The sequence below is a fragment of the Pseudomonas paeninsulae genome (assembly GCF_035621475.1).
Classification (GTDB): domain Bacteria; phylum Pseudomonadota; class Gammaproteobacteria; order Pseudomonadales; family Pseudomonadaceae; genus Aquipseudomonas; species Aquipseudomonas paeninsulae.
Map to the genome: position 1 here is coordinate 5330478 of NZ_CP141799.1, position 16220 is coordinate 5346697.

The 16220-nt window shown below is 58.1% G+C and carries 17 protein-coding genes; all 17 read right to left on the minus strand.

Annotated elements, in window-relative coordinates:
- Positions 1-12 precede the first annotated feature (12 nt).
- The 17 genes from atpD to rpmH all read right to left on the minus strand — a co-directional run bounded on the left by atpD (position 13) and on the right by rpmH (position 15799).
- On the minus strand, positions 13-1389 hold the full coding sequence (gene atpD, locus VCJ09_RS24605) for a F0F1 ATP synthase subunit beta (protein ID WP_238040881.1): 1377 nt from the start codon (positions 1387-1389) through the stop codon (positions 13-15).
- Between the two features lie 30 nt (positions 1390-1419).
- Positions 1420-2280: a F0F1 ATP synthase subunit gamma gene (atpG, locus tag VCJ09_RS24610; RefSeq protein WP_324732590.1), complete on the minus strand. Its 861-nt coding sequence runs from the start codon at positions 2278-2280 to the stop codon at positions 1420-1422.
- Positions 2281-2330: 50 nt separating this feature from the next.
- Complete coding sequence (gene atpA / locus VCJ09_RS24615; RefSeq protein WP_324732591.1) at positions 2331-3875, minus strand: F0F1 ATP synthase subunit alpha; 1545 nt, start codon at positions 3873-3875, stop codon at positions 2331-2333.
- A 21-nt stretch (positions 3876-3896) separates the two neighbouring features.
- Positions 3897-4433: a F0F1 ATP synthase subunit delta gene (locus VCJ09_RS24620; protein ID WP_238040884.1), complete on the minus strand. Its 537-nt coding sequence runs from the start codon at positions 4431-4433 to the stop codon at positions 3897-3899.
- Positions 4434-4447: 14 nt separating this feature from the next.
- Positions 4448-4918, minus strand: a complete 471-nt coding sequence (locus VCJ09_RS24625; RefSeq protein ID WP_324732592.1) for a F0F1 ATP synthase subunit B — start codon at positions 4916-4918, stop codon at positions 4448-4450.
- Positions 4919-4975: 57 nt separating this feature from the next.
- Entirely contained in the window at positions 4976-5233 is a 258-nt protein-coding gene (atpE, locus tag VCJ09_RS24630; protein ID WP_003097235.1) for a F0F1 ATP synthase subunit C, read from the minus strand.
- A 165-nt stretch (positions 5234-5398) separates the two neighbouring features.
- Entirely contained in the window at positions 5399-6268 is an 870-nt protein-coding gene (gene atpB / locus VCJ09_RS24635) for a F0F1 ATP synthase subunit A (RefSeq protein WP_079204091.1), read from the minus strand.
- A gap of 14 nt (positions 6269-6282) precedes the next feature.
- Positions 6283-6690 carry a F0F1 ATP synthase subunit I gene (locus VCJ09_RS24640; RefSeq protein WP_324732593.1) on the minus strand — a complete coding sequence of 136 codons (408 nt, stop codon included), beginning with the start codon at positions 6688-6690 and terminating at the stop codon, positions 6283-6285.
- Positions 6691-6837: 147 nt separating this feature from the next.
- Positions 6838-7710 (minus strand): ParB/RepB/Spo0J family partition protein, encoded by an 873-nt coding sequence (locus VCJ09_RS24645; protein WP_079204093.1) that lies wholly within the window; start codon positions 7708-7710, stop codon positions 6838-6840.
- A 10-nt stretch (positions 7711-7720) separates the two neighbouring features.
- The gene (locus VCJ09_RS24650) at positions 7721-8509 is read right to left on the minus strand and encodes a ParA family protein (RefSeq protein ID WP_324732594.1); all 789 of its coding nucleotides are present in this window, start codon (positions 8507-8509) and stop codon (positions 7721-7723) included.
- A 12-nt stretch (positions 8510-8521) separates the two neighbouring features.
- Positions 8522-9169 carry a 16S rRNA (guanine(527)-N(7))-methyltransferase RsmG gene (gene rsmG / locus VCJ09_RS24655; protein WP_324732595.1) on the minus strand — a complete coding sequence of 216 codons (648 nt, stop codon included), beginning with the start codon at positions 9167-9169 and terminating at the stop codon, positions 8522-8524.
- A complete protein-coding gene (mnmG, locus tag VCJ09_RS24660; protein WP_324732596.1) occupies positions 9169-11061 on the minus strand; it encodes a tRNA uridine-5-carboxymethylaminomethyl(34) synthesis enzyme MnmG in 1893 nt (630 codons plus the stop codon). Before mnmG ends, rsmG begins: the two co-directional genes overlap by 1 nt.
- A 744-nt stretch (positions 11062-11805) precedes the next feature.
- Positions 11806-13173 carry a tRNA uridine-5-carboxymethylaminomethyl(34) synthesis GTPase MnmE gene (mnmE, locus tag VCJ09_RS24665; protein ID WP_324732597.1) on the minus strand — a complete coding sequence of 456 codons (1368 nt, stop codon included), beginning with the start codon at positions 13171-13173 and terminating at the stop codon, positions 11806-11808.
- A gap of 86 nt (positions 13174-13259) precedes the next feature.
- Positions 13260-15008 (minus strand): membrane protein insertase YidC, encoded by a 1749-nt coding sequence (gene yidC, locus VCJ09_RS24670; RefSeq protein ID WP_324732598.1) that lies wholly within the window; start codon positions 15006-15008, stop codon positions 13260-13262.
- 2 nt (positions 15009-15010) lie between these two features.
- Complete coding sequence (gene yidD, locus VCJ09_RS24675; protein ID WP_079204099.1) at positions 15011-15256, minus strand: membrane protein insertion efficiency factor YidD; 246 nt, start codon at positions 15254-15256, stop codon at positions 15011-15013.
- Positions 15249-15650, minus strand: coding sequence for a ribonuclease P protein component (gene rnpA / locus VCJ09_RS24680; RefSeq protein WP_324732599.1), 402 nt, complete (start codon positions 15648-15650; stop codon positions 15249-15251). Before rnpA ends, yidD begins: the two co-directional genes overlap by 8 nt.
- A 14-nt stretch (positions 15651-15664) precedes the next feature.
- Positions 15665-15799, minus strand: coding sequence for a 50S ribosomal protein L34 (gene rpmH, locus VCJ09_RS24685; RefSeq protein WP_079204100.1), 135 nt, complete (start codon positions 15797-15799; stop codon positions 15665-15667).
- Positions 15800-16220 lie beyond the last annotated feature (421 nt).

The following is a 16220-nucleotide window of genomic DNA, read 5'->3' on the forward strand; positions in this document are numbered from 1 at the left end:
GCGCGCGGGTGATTACAGTTTCTTCGCTTTCTCGATGGCTTCTTCGATGCCGCCGACCATGTAGAACGCCTGCTCCGGCAAGTGATCGTAATCACCTTTGAGAATACCGCTGAAACCAGCGATGGTGTCCTTCAGGGAAACGTACTTGCCAGGCGAACCAGTAAAGACTTCGGCCACGAAGAACGGCTGCGACAGGAAGCGCTGGATCTTACGCGCACGGGATACCAACTGCTTGTCGGTTTCCGACAGCTCGTCCATACCCAGGATCGCGATGATGTCCTTCAGTTCCTTGTAACGCTGCAGCACGTACTGCACGCCACGTGCGGTGTCGTAGTGCTCTTGACCGATCACGTTCGGGTCAAGCTGACGCGAAGTGGAGTCAAGCGGGTCGACCGCTGGGTAGATACCCAGGGAGGCGATGTCACGAGACAGTACGACGGTGGCGTCCAAGTGGGCGAAGGTGGTCGCCGGGCTCGGGTCAGTCAAGTCATCCGCAGGTACGTAAACGGCCTGAATCGAGGTGATCGAACCGTTCTTGGTCGACGTGATGCGCTCTTGCAGGATACCCATTTCCTCAGCCAGCGTCGGCTGATAGCCCACGGCGGAAGGCATACGGCCCAGCAGAGCGGATACTTCGGTACCGGCCAGGGTGTAACGATAGATGTTGTCGACGAACAGCAGAACGTCGTTACCTTCGTCACGGAACTTCTCGGCCATGGTCAGGCCGGTCAGCGCTACGCGCAGACGGTTGCCTGGTGGCTCGTTCATCTGACCGTAAACCAGGGCTACCTTGTCGAGAACGTTGGAGTCCTTCATCTCGTGGTAGAAGTCGTTACCCTCGCGGGTACGCTCGCCCACACCGGCAAACACGGAGTAACCGCTGTGCTCGATGGCGATGTTACGGATCAGTTCCATCATGTTCACGGTCTTGCCGACACCGGCACCACCGAACAGACCGACTTTGCCGCCTTTGGCGAACGGGCAGATCAGGTCGATAACCTTGATGCCGGTTTCCAACAGGTCGTTGCCGCCCGCTTGTTCAGCGAAGGATGGCGCAGGACGGTGAATGCCCCAACGCTCTTCTTCGCCGATCGGACCGGCTTCGTCGATTGGGTTACCGAGTACGTCCATGATCCGGCCCAGGGTCGCTTTACCGACCGGTACGGAGATGGCAGCACCAGAGTCGATAACGTCCAGACCGCGCTTCAAGCCTTCGGTAGAACCCATCGCAATGGTACGCACCACGCCGTCGCCCAGCTGTTGCTGAACTTCCAGAGTGGTTTCCGCGCCTTGTACTTTCAGCGCGTTGTAGATGCTCGGGACCTGATCGCGTGGGAATTCCACGTCGATCACGGCGCCGATGATTTGTACGATACGTCCGCTACTCATAGCTGGATCCTCTGAATATATGAACCGGTATCAGACCGCGGCTGCGCCGCCAACGATTTCCGAGATCTCTTGGGTGATCGCCGCCTGACGCGCCTTGTTGTAGATCAACTGCAAATCGTTGATCAGGTCACCGGCGTTGTCGGTAGCGCTCTTCATCGCGATCATCCGCGCCGCTTGTTCAGCTGCGTTGTTCTCGACCACCGCCTGGTACACCTGCGACTCCACGTAGCGCACCATCAAGCCGTCCAGCAGCTCCTTGGCATCGGGTTCATAGAGATAGTCCCAGTGATGCTTGAGCTGTTGATCCGAATCAGCGACCAGGGGAATCAACTGTTCCACTGTCGGCTGTTGCGTCATGGTGTTGATGAACTTGTTCGAGACCACGGACAAACGGTCGATGCGCCCATCGAGGTAGGCATCGAGCATGACCTTGACGCTACCGATCAAATCGTTGATCGACGGTTCTTCGCCCAGGTGGCTGATCGCAGCAACGACATTGCCACCAAAGCTGCGGAAGAATGCCGCACCCTTGCCACCAATCACGCAGAGATCGATCTCTACACCTTGTTCGCGGTTTACCACCATGTCCTTGACCAGGGCCTTGAACAGGTTGGTGTTGAGGCCACCACACAAGCCACGGTCACTGCTCACCAGCACATAACCGACGCGCTTTACTTCACGCTCGATCATGAACGGGTGACGGTATTCCGGGTTGGCGTTGGCCAGATGACCAATCACCTGGCGGATGCGATCCGCGTAAGGACGGCTGGCAGACATGCGCATTTGAGCCTTGCGCATCTTGCTGACAGCTACCTTTTCCATGGCGCTGGTGATCTTTTGCGTGCTTTTGATGCTCGCAATCTTGCTGCGAATCTCTTTTGCGCCTGCCATTTGACACCTATCGGGTTAGCAGGCGGAGGTCGTAGGACCTCCGCTGCGGCTTACCAGGTTTGGGTGGCCTTGAACTTCTCGATACCGGCTTTCAGGCCAGCGTCGATTTCGTCATTGAAGTCACCCTTCACGTTGATCTTCGCCATCAAGTCGGCGTGATCGCGGTTGAAGTAAGCAATCAGAGCTTGTTCGAAGCTGCCGATTTTGACGATTTCGATGTCCTGCAGGTAGCCACGTTCGGCCGAGTACAGGGACAGCGACATGTCGGCGATGGACATCGGCGCGTATTGCTTCTGCTTCATCAATTCGGTAACACGCTGACCATGCTCAAGCTGCTTGCGGGTGGCTTCGTCCAGGTCAGAAGCGAACTGGGCGAAAGCCGCCAATTCACGGTACTGAGCCAGAGCGGTACGGATACCACCGGAAAGCTTCTTGATGATCTTGGTCTGAGCGGCACCACCGACGCGGGAAACCGACACACCGGCGTTCACTGCCGGGCGAATGCCGGAGTTGAACATGGCCGATTCCAGGAAGATCTGACCGTCGGTGATCGAGATCACGTTGGTCGGAACGAACGCGGAAACGTCGCCAGCCTGGGTTTCGATGATCGGCAGAGCGGTCAAGGAACCGGTCTTGCCAGTCACGGCGCCATTGGTGAACTTCTCGACATACTCTTCGGAAACACGCGATGCGCGCTCCAGCAGACGGCTGTGGAGATAGAACACGTCGCCCGGGTAGGCTTCACGGCCTGGCGGACGGCGCAGCAGCAGGGAAATCTGGCGGTAAGCCACGGCTTGCTTGGACAGATCGTCATAAACGATCAGCGCGTCTTCGCCACGGTCGCGGAAGTACTCGCCCATGGTGCAACCGGAGTACGGTGCAATGAATTGCAGCGCAGCGGATTCGGAAGCACTGGCAGCGACGATGATGGTGTTAGCCAAGGCGCCGTTTTCTTCCAGCTTGCGGACCACGTTGGCGATGGTCGATTGCTTCTGACCAATTGCCACGTAGACACACTTAATGCCGCTGTCTTTCTGGTTGATGATGGCATCGATCGCCAGAGCGGTTTTACCGATCTGCCGGTCACCGATGATCAGCTCGCGCTGGCCACGACCAACCGGAATCATGGCGTCGACGGCCTTGTAACCGGTTTGCACCGGCTGGTCGACCGACTTACGCCAGATCACGCCCGGCGCAACCTTCTCAACCGCGTCGGTAGCGACGTTGTTCAGCGGGCCTTTACCGTCAACCGGGTTACCCAGAGCATCGACTACGCGACCCAGCAGTTCCGGACCTACCGGCACTTCGAGGATGCGGCCGGTGCACTTGGCGCTCATGCCTTCAGCCAACGACTGATAGGAACCGAGAACCACGGCGCCGACAGAGTCGCGCTCAAGGTTCATCGCCATGCCGTAGACGGCACCCGGGAACTCGATCATTTCGCCGTACATAACGTCGGCGAGACCGTGAATACGCACGATACCGTCGGATACGCTGACGACTGTGCCTTCGTTACGGGCTTGCGAGGCAACATCGAGCTTGTCGATGCGGCCCTTGATGATTTCACTTATTTCGGAAGGATTGAGTTGCTGCATAGCTCTGCTGCCCCTTCAAACTCAAGATTTCAATGCTTCGGCCAGCTTCGCGATTTTGCCGCGAACTGAGCCATCGATAACCAGGTCGCCGGCGCGGATTACGACACCACCGATCAGGCTGGCATCCTCCGTAGCATGCAGGCGCACTTCCCGGTTGAGCCGTGCACTGAGAACCTTGGCGAGTTTGTCTTGCTGTTCATCGCTCAATGCGAAGGCACTGGTGACATCCACGTCGACCGATTTTTCCTGTTCGGCTTTGTACAGCTCGAACAGATCGGCGATCTCCGGCAGCAAGGCCAGGCGATCGTTTTCGGCGACGATATGGATGAAATTGCGTACCTGGGCGTCGAACTTGTCACCACACACCTCGTTGAAGGTGGTGGACTTATCTGTACTCGTCAGACGCGGAGCCCCGAGCATGCGCTGGATGGTGTCGTCTTGCGACACCGCAGCAGCCAGGCCGAGCATGGCTGACCAAGAGGCCAGTTGCTGGTGGGCCTGGGCATACTCAAAGGCAGCCTTAGCGTAAGGTCGGGCCAGCGTGGTCAGTTCTGCCATGATCGCGCCCTCGCTTAAATTTCGGCTGCCAGTTTGGAAACCAGCTCCGCATGCGCGTTTTGGTCGATAGATATGCCCAGGATCTTCTCGGCACCGCTGACGGCCAGGCTACCCACTTGGGCACGCAAGGCGTCTTTGACGCTGTTCAGTTCCTGTTCGATCTCGGCCTGAGCCTGAGCCTTCACGCGGTCAGCTTCGACACGGGCCTGGTCACGGGCTTCGTCGACGATCTGGGTTCCACGTTTCTTGGCTTGCTCAATGATTTCGGCTGCTTGGCCTTTGGCTTCGCGCAGTTGTTGGGCCACTTTATCGTGGGCCAACTCCAGGTCACGAGCCGCACGGCTGGCAGCGTCCAGTCCATCTGCAATCTTCTTCTGACGATCCTGCAAAGCCGTAATGACCGGAGGCCACACGAACTTCATGCAGAACAGCACGAAGATGAAGAAGGCAACGGACTGGCCAATCAGGGTTGCATTAATGTTCACGCCAACACCTCGCTCGTTCGTTGTCCATCAAACCAATCCACTCGAATACTCGAGTGATTAGCCTGCAATTTGACCAACGAAGGGGTTCGCGAAGGTGAAGAACAATGCGATACCAACACCGATCATGGTCACGGCGTCGAGCAGACCGGCGACGATGAACATTTTAACTTGCAGCATCGGTACCATTTCCGGCTGACGCGCAGCGCCTTCCAGGAACTTGCCGCCCAGCAGGCCGAAACCAATGGCGGTACCCAGGGCACCCAGGCCAATCAGCAGTGCTACAGCGATCGCGGTCAGACCAACTACAGTTTCCATCTTTCCTCCCGACTTTTATGTCGTATTGGTTTAAGGTTTTCTAAGGTAAAGCGGTAAAGCTAAATCATTGCCTGTTTTGCCCTTGCGGGCGTCCACCTTGAGCAGAGCGCAGCCTAATCTGCCGTTTCCCGTCGGGGAAGGGCATCAAGGATGCGCGTTGCGCTCTTAGTGGTTGTCTTCGTGCGCCATCGACAGATAGACGATGGTCAGCATCATGAAGATGAACGCTTGCAGCACGATGATCAGGATGTGGAACACTGCCCACGCCCACTGCAAGACGATACCGAGACCGCCCAGCAGCAAACCGCCGCTGAACATGACTGCGATAAGGATGAAGATCAGCTCGCCGGCATACAGGTTACCGAACAGACGCAGAGCCAGGGAAATCGGCTTGGCAATCAGGGTCACCAACTCGAGTAGCAAGTTAACCGGCACAAACAGCGCCTGAATCAAGACGTTCTTGCTGCCGAACGGGTGCAGGGTCAACTCACCGATGAAACCGCCGATGCCTTTGACCTTGATGCTGTAATAGATAATCAGGGCAAATACCGACAGGGCCAGGCCCAGGGTGGCGTTCGGGTCGGTGGTCGGCACGACGCGGAAGAACAGATGCGGATCACCCATGATGGTCGCAGCCAGCATCGGCAGCCAGTCCACCGGGATCAGATCCATAAAGTTCATCAGGAAGACCCAGACGAAGATGGTCAGACCCAGCGGCGCGATCAGTGCGTTGCGACCATGGAAAGTGTCTTTGACACTGCCATCGACGAACTCGACCAGTACTTCGACGAAGTTCTGCAGCCCACCCGGTTGCCCGGAAGTGGCGCGCTTGGCTGCAGCGCGGAACAACAGAATGAAAATCAGGCCGAGCACCACCGACACCAACAGGGTATCGACATGGAATGCCCAGAAGCCCATTTCTTGGGCTTCCCTGAGGTTGTGGGCAAAACTCCAGCCGTTGACCGGGTGCTGACCGTAGGTCAGGTTGGTCAAGTGATGCTGGATATAACCCGAAGCGGTTTCTGCTGCTGCCATATATCCCTCGAGCCCTAAGGTCTTAAAAATCTTATTTTCATTAGCAAGGGTGAGAACCAGTTGACCAACTGGGTCAACAGGAATACGCCGAATACCGCCAGCGCATCCAATGGCTTCACGCCTGCAAACGTCAGTGCAAACAGCACTGCCGTCAAAATCAGTTTGCCCGCTTCACCGGCATAAAAAGACCGGACTATCGCTTGGGCGGCCCGCGCTCCACTGAAACGGAACGCCTTGTGGGCAAAGTACAAATTCGGCAACCAGGCAATCAGCCCGCCACACAACCCCGAATAACCACTTACTGCTCCGCGTGTGGCGTACAGCACCGCAGCCGCTAACAGTAGTACAGCCAGCTGGGTCAGCAAGACCGGAAACACCGCTAAACGATGAAAGGGCAGGCGATTTTGCTTGCGAACATCCATCGTCACAGTCCTTACGGCGTCGGCCGCCTCAAATCAACGACTTGGCATATTTCGTGCCGACAAAAGCGCGCAAAGTATATGGGCGCAGCCCCCCAGGTTCAACTGTCAGGTAGTGATTTCCGTGAACCCGCTACATGCTCAATTGTTTCAGCGGATGTGGGCCAGAACGCCCTGCAGTTCATCCAGCGAGTTGTAGCGAATCACCAGTTGGCCTTTGCCCTTTTGCCCATGCTTGATCTGCACTGGAGAGCCCAGGCGCTCGGCTAGGCGCTGTTCCAGACGACTGATGTCCGGGTCGGCTTTGGCCTCCACAACCGGCTTTTCCTTGCCACTCAACCACTGGCGTACCAGGGCTTCGGTTTGCCGCACGGTCAACCCGCGTGCGACAACGTGTCGCGCCCCTTCGACCTGTTGTTCCGCTGGCAGACCAAGTAGGGCACGAGCATGCCCCATCTCCAGATCGCCATGGGACAGCAGGGTCTTGATCTCCTCCGGCAGACCGATCAGGCGCAGCAGGTTGGTGATGGTCACGCGGGATTTGCCCACGGCCTCAGCCACCTGTTGCTGAGTCAGCTGGAATTCCTGCTGCAGTCGTTGCAGGGCAACGGCCTCGTCGATCGGGTTGAGGTCTTCACGCTGGATGTTCTCGATCAGCGCCATGGCAATCGCCGCCTCGTCGGGCAGTTCACGCACCATCGCCGGGATCTTGTCCAGGCCAGCTTGCTGGCAGGCACGCCAGCGTCGCTCACCGGCGACGATCTCGAAACGGCCTTCGCCAATCGGTCGCACCACGATCGGTTGCAGGACACCCTGAACCTTGATCGACTGCGCCAGTTCCTCCAGCGCGGTGGCGTCCATATCGCGACGCGGTTGGTACTTGCCGCGCTGAATCAGATCCAGGGGCAGGTATTGCAGCTCGCGGCTATCGGCCTGAGCGGCTTCTTCCTGCAGAGCAGTGACGGTGGTGCCACCCAGCAGGGCGTCCAAGCCGCGTCCCAGCCCTCGTTTCTTGGTGGCCATGCGGAGTTCCTTATGCGGTTGCGGAGCGGGCGCTGGCGCGTTGACGACGAACCAGCTCGCCAGCCAAGGCCAGGTAGGCAATGGCGCCACGGGATTGCTTGTCGTATACCAGCGCCGGCATGCCATAGCTGGGGGCCTCGGCCAGGCGAATGTTGCGCGGGATAACGGTTTGGTACAGCGTGTCGGGGAAATGTTGCTTGAGCTGCGCCGAAACATCGTTGGTCAGGCTGATGCGCGGATCGTACATGGTACGCAGCAGGCCTTCGATCTTCAGCGAAGGATTGAGCATTTTCGCAATACGCTGAATGCTGTTGACCAGGTCGCTCAAGCCTTCCAGGGCGAAATACTCGCATTGCATGGGGATGATCACCCCATCGGCGGCCACCAGGGCATTGACCGTGAGCATTGACAGCGCCGGCGGACAGTCGATGAGGATGTAGTCGTAGTTCTCGCGGATCGGCGCCAAGGCGTTACGCAGGCGACTTTCCTTCATTTTCATTTCCAGCAGGCCGACTTCCGCAGCCGTCAGGTCACGGTTGGCCGGCAGCAACTGGTAACCGCCGTGCTCGGAATATTGCATGGCCTCGACCAGGTTGCATTCGCCGATCAGCACGTCGTAGATCGAATGTTCCAGGGCATGCTTATCCACACCGCTGCCCATGGTCGCGTTGCCCTGTGGATCAAGATCGATCAGCAGTACGCGGCGCTTGGTCGCAACCAGCGAGGCCGCCAGATTGATGCAGGTGGTGGTCTTGCCCACGCCGCCTTTCTGGTTGGCGATTGCGAATACTTTAGCCATGTTGCGTTCCCCCTAGACCGAGCGGCGCAGTATCAGCAGATGACGCTGACCTTGGCAACCGGGAACCTTGAGCACATGGGTGGCTGCCAGGCGGAAGTCGGCCGGCAGAGCTTGCAATTCGTCGTCCGGATGCACGCCCTTCATGGCCAGCCACTGGCTCTGGCCATCGCCGAGATGGCGGGTCCAGTTGGCAAAATCCTCCAGGCTGCTGAAGGCGCGGGAGACGATACCGCTGAACGCCTGCTGTGGCTTGAAGGCCTCGACCCGGCTGTGGATAACTTCCAGGTTGGTCAGTTTCAGCTCCAGCTTCACCTGAGTCAGAAAGCGGGTTTTTTTGCCGTTGGAGTCGAGCAGAGTGAACTGCCGCTCCGGGAACAGGATGGCCAGGGGTATGCCCGGCATGCCGCCACCACTGCCGACGTCCAGCCAGTTATCCCCAGCATCAAAGACATAGGGCTGCACACTCAGGCTATCGAGCAAGTGGCGCGAGACCATTTCGTCCGGATCGCGCACCGCGGTGAGGTTGTAGGCCTTGTTCCACTTGATCAGCAGCGCCAGATAGGCCAGCAGCTGTTCCTGCTGCAAGGCCGAGACCTCGACGCCCAGCTCGAGGGCGCCTTGCGCCAGTTCTTCGGCGTGCTTGCTGGTGACCACAGACATCAGGCGCTTTGCTCCAGCTGGCGACCAGCTCCGCGTTTTTTCAGGTGGATCAGCAGCAGGGAAATCGCCGCCGGGGTGACCCCGGGGATCCGCGAAGCCTGGCCGAGGGTTTCGGGACGAGTGTTGCCGAGCTTGTGCTGGATTTCCTTGGACAGGCCAGAAATCCCGTTGTAATCGATATCCACAGGCAATTTGGTGTCTTCGCTGGCGCGCAGCCGGGCGATTTCATCCTGCTGACGGTCGATGTAGCCGGCGTACTTGGTCTTGATCTCGACCTGCTCGGCGACTTGCGGGTCTTGCGCACCTGCGCCGGTCAGTTCGACCAGGCCCAGGTAATCGATCTCCGGGCGCGACAACAGGTTGAGCAGGTTGTACTCGTGGGTCAGCGGCGTGCCGAAGTGCGCGGCAATCGCATCGCCCTGGGGCGTGCCGGGCCTGACCCAGGTACTTTTCAGGCGCTGTTCTTCCTGCGTGATGGCTTCACGCTTGATCTCGAACGCGGCCCATCGCTGATCGTCAACCAGGCCCAGCTCGCGGCCTTTTTCGGTCAGGCGCAGGTCGGCGTTGTCTTCGCGCAGAATCAGCCGGTATTCGGCCCGCGAAGTGAACATGCGGTATGGCTCCTGGGTGCCCAGGGTGATCAGGTCGTCGACCAATACGCCGAGGTAGGCCTCGTCGCGGCGCGGGCACCAGCTGTCTTGGCCCTGCGCACGCAATGCGGCATTGGCCCCGGCGAGCAGCCCCTGGGCGCCGGCTTCTTCGTAACCGGTGGTGCCATTGATCTGGCCGGCGAAGAACAAACCGGCGATGACCTTGGTTTCCAGGCTGTATTTCAAGTCTCGCGGATCGAAGTAGTCGTACTCGATGGCGTAGCCCGGACGCACGATATGGGCGTTTTCCAGGCCGCGGATCGAGCGCACCAGCTGCAATTGCACGTCGAACGGCAATGAGGTGGAAATGCCGTTGGGATAGAGCTCATGGGTGGTCAGCCCCTCAGGCTCGATAAATACCTGATGGCTGTCCTTGTCGGCAAAGCGGTGAATCTTGTCTTCGATCGATGGGCAGTAACGCGGCCCGACGCCTTCGATCACCCCGGAGTACATCGGCGAACGATCGAGGTTGGCGGCAATGATCTCGTGGGTCCGTGCATTGGTATGGGTGATCCAGCAACTGACCTGACGCGGATGTTGCTCTTGTGAACCTAGGAACGACATCAGCGGAGTCGGCGTATCGCCCGGCTGCTCGGTCATCACGGAAAAATCCACCGAACGGCCATCGATGCGCGGCGGGGTACCGGTCTTCAGCCGACCGACTCGCAGCGGCAATTCACGCAAGCGCTGAGCCAGAGCAATCGAGGGTGGATCGCCGGCGCGACCGCCGGAATAGTTCTGCATGCCTATGTGGATAAGTCCACCGAGGAAGGTGCCGGTGGTCAAGACCACCGAGTCGGCGAATATCCGCAGACCCATCTGGGTGACCACGCCTTTGACTTCATCGTTCTCGACGATCAGGTCATCCGCAGCTTGCTGAAATATCCACAGGTTGGCCTGGTTTTCCAGGGTTTCGCGGATCGCCGCCTTGTACAGCACCCGGTCGGCCTGGGCGCGAGTGGCGCGAACGGCAGGACCCTTGCGGCTGTTGAGCACGCGGAACTGGATGCCAGCCTTGTCGGTGGCCGTTGCCATGGCGCCACCCAGGGCGTCGATTTCCTTGACCAGGTGGCTTTTGCCGATCCCGCCGATCGCCGGATTGCAGCTCATCTGGCCAAGGGTTTCCACGTTATGGGTCAGCAGCAGGGTTTTTACCCCCATGCGTGCCGCTGCCAAAGCAGCCTCGGTGCCGGCATGACCACCGCCGATCACGATCACCTGAAAACGGGAAGGGAAATCCACCACGCACCTCGTGCCTGTTGTGAAGCTTTGAAAAGCTGGAAAGCCGGCGAGTATAGGGATTTAGCCGGTGTGAAAGAAGTCTTTTGCACAAAAAATAGCCAGCCTGTCCTGGCTTTCTCAGAGCTTCAGGCTAATAAAGAATAAAAGAATAGATTTATATAGATCTTTGTTTTTATGTTTATAAAGTAGGGAGCACTTTTCTGTGGATAGATAGCTACAGCCCATTAGTCACGTGGCTTGCAGCGTTTCAAAAAGCTGTGATGATCCTGCCGTTAGCCTGTTCGATAGCCGTAGACAGCCTGTGGATGAAATGGGTAGTTATCCACAGGGCGATTTATCCTCAGTTTTATCACCGGGTTATGGACCGGGCTTAGGCCCGGTTTTCCACAGGGCTTAGACGGGCAAATAATTCAATTTAAAACGGCGTTTGGCTAAGGCAACGACTGCCTGAAGGATGCAATCGTGAAGTCGTTGGACAGGACAGGTCGTCCAAGTCGCAGGATGGGGTAGGTGCAGAGGAGAGATTTGCATCAGCCGGAGAAGCTGAAGGAGTTACTCAGCAGGGCGCTGATCGATTTTTTTGCAGCGATTTACCCGCTGACTCATAGGAGCTGTTCATAGCCCATATGAGTCAACGTAATCCGGGAACGTCCGCCCGAATGTGCGGCGTTCTACGGATCTTTCGAACTAGGCGCTGCTGAGCTGGAACGGATCGCCGTCCAGCTCACCGGGGGAAGACGGTATCTACTTGCCGATACAGAAGCTGGAGAATATGCGTCCGAGCAGGTCGTCGGAGCTGAACGCTCCGGTGATTTCGCCCAGAGACTGTTGCGCCAGGCGCAGGTCTTCGGCGAGCAGCTCTCCGGCGCCTGCCAGGGTCAGCTGAGCGTGACCGTGGTCGAGGTGGGTGGCGGCCAGGTGCAACGCCTCCAGATGCCGCCTGCGGGCACTGAAGCTGCTCTCGGCAGTCTGTTCGTAGCCCATGCAGGCTTTCAGGTGCTCACGCAGCAGATCCAGACCGTCGCTGGACCTGGCCGAGAGGCTGATGGTCACATGGCCATCGTTGCCGACTTCCAGGGCTATGGCTTCGCCCGACAAGTCCGCCTTGTTGCGAATCAGGGTGACTTTGCCCTGATCGGGACGTTGAGCGAGAAATTCCGGCCATAGCGAGAACGGATCGTCGGCTTCTGGAGCAGTGGCATCGACCACCAGGAGAATACGGTCGGCTTCGCCAATAGCTTTCAGTGCGCGCTCGACGCCTATCTTTTCCACCTGATCCTCGGTGTCGCGCAAACCGGCGGTATCCACCACATGCAGCGGCATGCCGTCGATGTGGATATGTTCGCGCAGTACGTCACGGGTGGTGCCGGCGATCTCGGTGACGATGGCCGCTTCGCGCCCGGCCAGGGCATTGAGCAAACTGGATTTCCCAGCATTTGGCCGACCGGCGATCACCACCGTCATGCCATCGCGCAGCAGTGCACCTTGGCCGGCTTCGCGCAGCACGCCGGCGAGGTCTGTGCGTACGCCCTCGAGCAGGTTGAGCACATGGCCATCGGCAAGAAAGTCGATTTCCTCTTCGGGGAAGTCGATGGCAGCCTCGACGTAGATCCGCAGGCTGATCAAGCGTTCGGTCAGGCCATGCACGCGCCGCGAGAACTCGCCTTGCAGCGAACGCAGGGCATTGCGTGCAGCCTGTGCCGAGCTGGCTTCGATCAGGTCGGCAATCGCTTCGGCCTGGGCCAGGTCGAGTTTGTCGTTGAGGAATGCACGCTCGCTGAACTCGCCGGGACGGGCCTGGCGTGCGCCGAGTTGCAGGCAACGGCGCAGGAGCAAGTCGAGCACCACCGGGCCGCCGTGGCCTTGCAGTTCCAGTACATCCTCGCCGGTAAAGGAGTTGGGCCCGGGGAAGTACAGGGCCAGGCCCTCATCCAGCACCTGCTCGGCATCGGCAAAAAAAGGGCCGTAATGGGCATAACGAGGTTTCAGTTCACGTTGGCAAATCGCCAGGGCCAGTTGCCCGGCCAAGGGTCCCGAGACCCGCACGATGCCGACACCACCACGGCCCTGGGCTGTCGCAACGGCGGCAATGGTTTCACGGACTGCTGACATGCTGGACTCCAAACGCTGGATAGCAAGACGCCCCACGATGGGGGCGTCTTTTTAACGGCTTGCTCGAGCTTGGAAGCTCCGCCTTATCAGGCAGCCGCCGCCTTGGTTGCTGCTTCAATCTTGCGGGTAATGTACCACTGCTGAGCGATAGACAGGCAGTTGTTGACTACCCAGTACAGCACCAGGCCGGCCGGGAACCAGAGGAAGAAGAAGGTGAAGATGATTGGCATCATCTTCATGACCTTGGCCTGCATCGGATCCGGCGGTGTCGGGTTGAGCTGCTGCTGGATGAACATGGTGGCGCCCATGATAATCGGCAGGATGAAGAACGGATCCTTGATCGCCAGGTCGGTAATCCAGAACATCCAGGGTGCCTGACGCATTTCCACGCTTTCCAGCAGGGTCCAATACAGGGCGAGGAACACCGGCATCTGTACCAGGATCGGCAGGCAACCGCCTAGCGGGTTGATCTTCTCTTTTTTGTACAGCTCCATCATGCCCTGGGACATTTTCTGCTTATCGTCACCCAACTGCTCTTTCAGCGCGGCAAGTTTCGGCGCTACGGCACGCATGCGCGCCATCGACTTGTAGCTGGCGGCAGACAGTGGGAAGAAGATCAGTTTGATGATGATGGTCAGCACAATGATCGACCACCCCCAGTTACCCAGGATGCTGTGGATATGTTCCAGTAACCAGAAGATCGGTTGCGCGAGGAACCATAGAATGCCGTAGTCGACGGTCAATTCCAGCCCAGGGGACAGGGTTTTCAGGTGACCCTGGAGCTTCGGGCCGGCGTACAGAATCGCACTGACTTCGCCTTGTGTGCCGGGAGCAACCTGAACGGCCGGACCGGTATAGCCGACAATGTAATTGCCTTGGCTGTCTTTGCGGGTCTGTACCTGATTGGTGCTGCCTTTTTCGGGAATCCAGGCCGTGACGAAATAGTGCTGCAGCCAGGCTACCCAGCCGCCTTCGACGGTTTCCTTGAAGGGCTGCTTGTCGATATCTTTCATCGACACTTTTTTGTACGACTCTTCGGTTGTCCAGAGTGCGCCACCCAGGTAGGTAGCGGTGCCAGTGGCAGTGGTCGACGAGGGATCGTCACTGCCATCGCGCTTGAGCTGAGCGAACATATTGCCGTTCCAGGCCTGGCCACTCTGGTTGTCGATCAGGTAGCTGACGTTCATCTGGTAAGACGCAGGGTCTACGCAACCCGGCTTCTTCAGCTGTTGTTCTGCGGCCGAGCACTCGGGATTCAGACCACGGGTGAAGGTAAAGCGCTTGGTGTAATTGACACCGTCTTCGCTGAGCTTGAGGTCTACCTGCAGTTGGTCCTGGCCTTCAGCCAATTTATAACTCTGCTGGTCGCTGCTCCACAGGGCACGACCGCTGGATTTGTCCGGCGCACTAGTGCCGATCAAACCGCTTTGCGCCAGATAGGTGCGCTCGCTGCCATTATCAAACAGCTGGAACGGCACATCCGGGTGGTCTTGCCGGCGCGGGTACTGCGGCAAACGCAGCTCCACCACATCACCGCCACGTGGATCGATGGCCAGATCCAGTACGTCGGTTTTCACTCGAATCAGTTGGTCACTGACGGCCACTGGGGCAACGCTGATAGAGCCTGATTCGGCGGCAGGGGCTGCAGTCGGTATGTCGTCACCGCTGGCTGTTTGGGCGCGGGCAGTGGTATCTGGCAAGCTCGGAACGGTACTGCTGACTGCTGCAGTCTGAATCGGCAGGGCAGCTTGACCGTAGTCCTGGTTCCACTGGAGAACCATCATATAGGACACGATTGCCAGGGCGACGATCAGGATCGAGCGTTGAATATCCATGATTATTCGGCCATCGAAGAGGAACGGGAGGGTTTCGCGGGGGGAACCGGGTCGTAGCCACCGGGATTCCACGGGTGACAGCGGCCGAGCCGGCGCAATGCCAGCCAACCACCACGCATGAGGCCTTGTTGTTCGATGGCTTCATGCGCGTAGCAGGAGCAGCTTGGATAAAAACGACAGTGGCTGGCCATCAAAGGACTGATGGCATAGCGGTAGAACTGGATTGGAACCAAGGCCAGTTTACGCATGGGGACTGTCGTTTATCCCGATAGGGGTAGAAGTTTCCGGGCTTGGTTTGTTGCGTGCCAGGCGTTTCCAGAGCTTGCCGAACTGGAGAGCCAGTTCGGCATTCTGCAGATCGCCCAGGCCTTTACGCGCAACCACTACGATGTCCCAACCGACCAGGTTGTCCTGGTTGAGGCGGAACGATTCGCGGATCTGGCGTTTCAGGCGATTGCGTTCAACCGAGAGCTTGACGCTCTTCTTGCCGATCACCAAACCCAAACGGGGGTGGTCAAGCTGGTTGCTACGCGCCAGCAGCAGGACATTTTTGCCCGGAACTTTGCCGCTAGGGGAGTCGAAGACTGCCTTGAATTGTCGGGGGGTTAGCAGACGCTTTTCCCGACTGAAGTCTCGACTCACCACAATACCGAAATTTAGACGGCGAGACGCTTACGGCCCTTGGCGCGGCGACGCGACAGGACAGCACGGCCGCTTTTGGTGGCCATACGAGCACGGAAACCGTGAGTGCGAGCGCGTTTGATAGTGCTGGGTTGGAAAGTGCGTTTCATGGCGTGTTACCTGGCTGTCGACTACGGGCCGGAATGGCCCCCGTTTTAAGAGACCGGCGATTCTAGAGAAACACGAGGGTCAGGTCAATTTCCAACCAGCATTTTCGTTAATAAAGAATATAGAGAAGAGAATATTTAAAGCTTTTCTGTAATGTTAATAACTATTAGTAAGCCGCTTTTCTGTGCATAAGTGCCTCTAGCCCTTTATTCATGAAGCTTACAGAGCAGGGTAAGTCTGTCAGGAAGACGTGCTGCGGCTGTGTGAAGGCAGCGGATAAGCTGGGGATGGAATGCCATGTTATCCACAGCTGGATTCATGCACCACTTGTCCCCAGGCTTATCCGCCGGGCTTAAGCGGGGTTATCCACAGAGTTAAATTTACAGCTATCGACCAGTGGTATGGCCGATGACTGGCACTGGG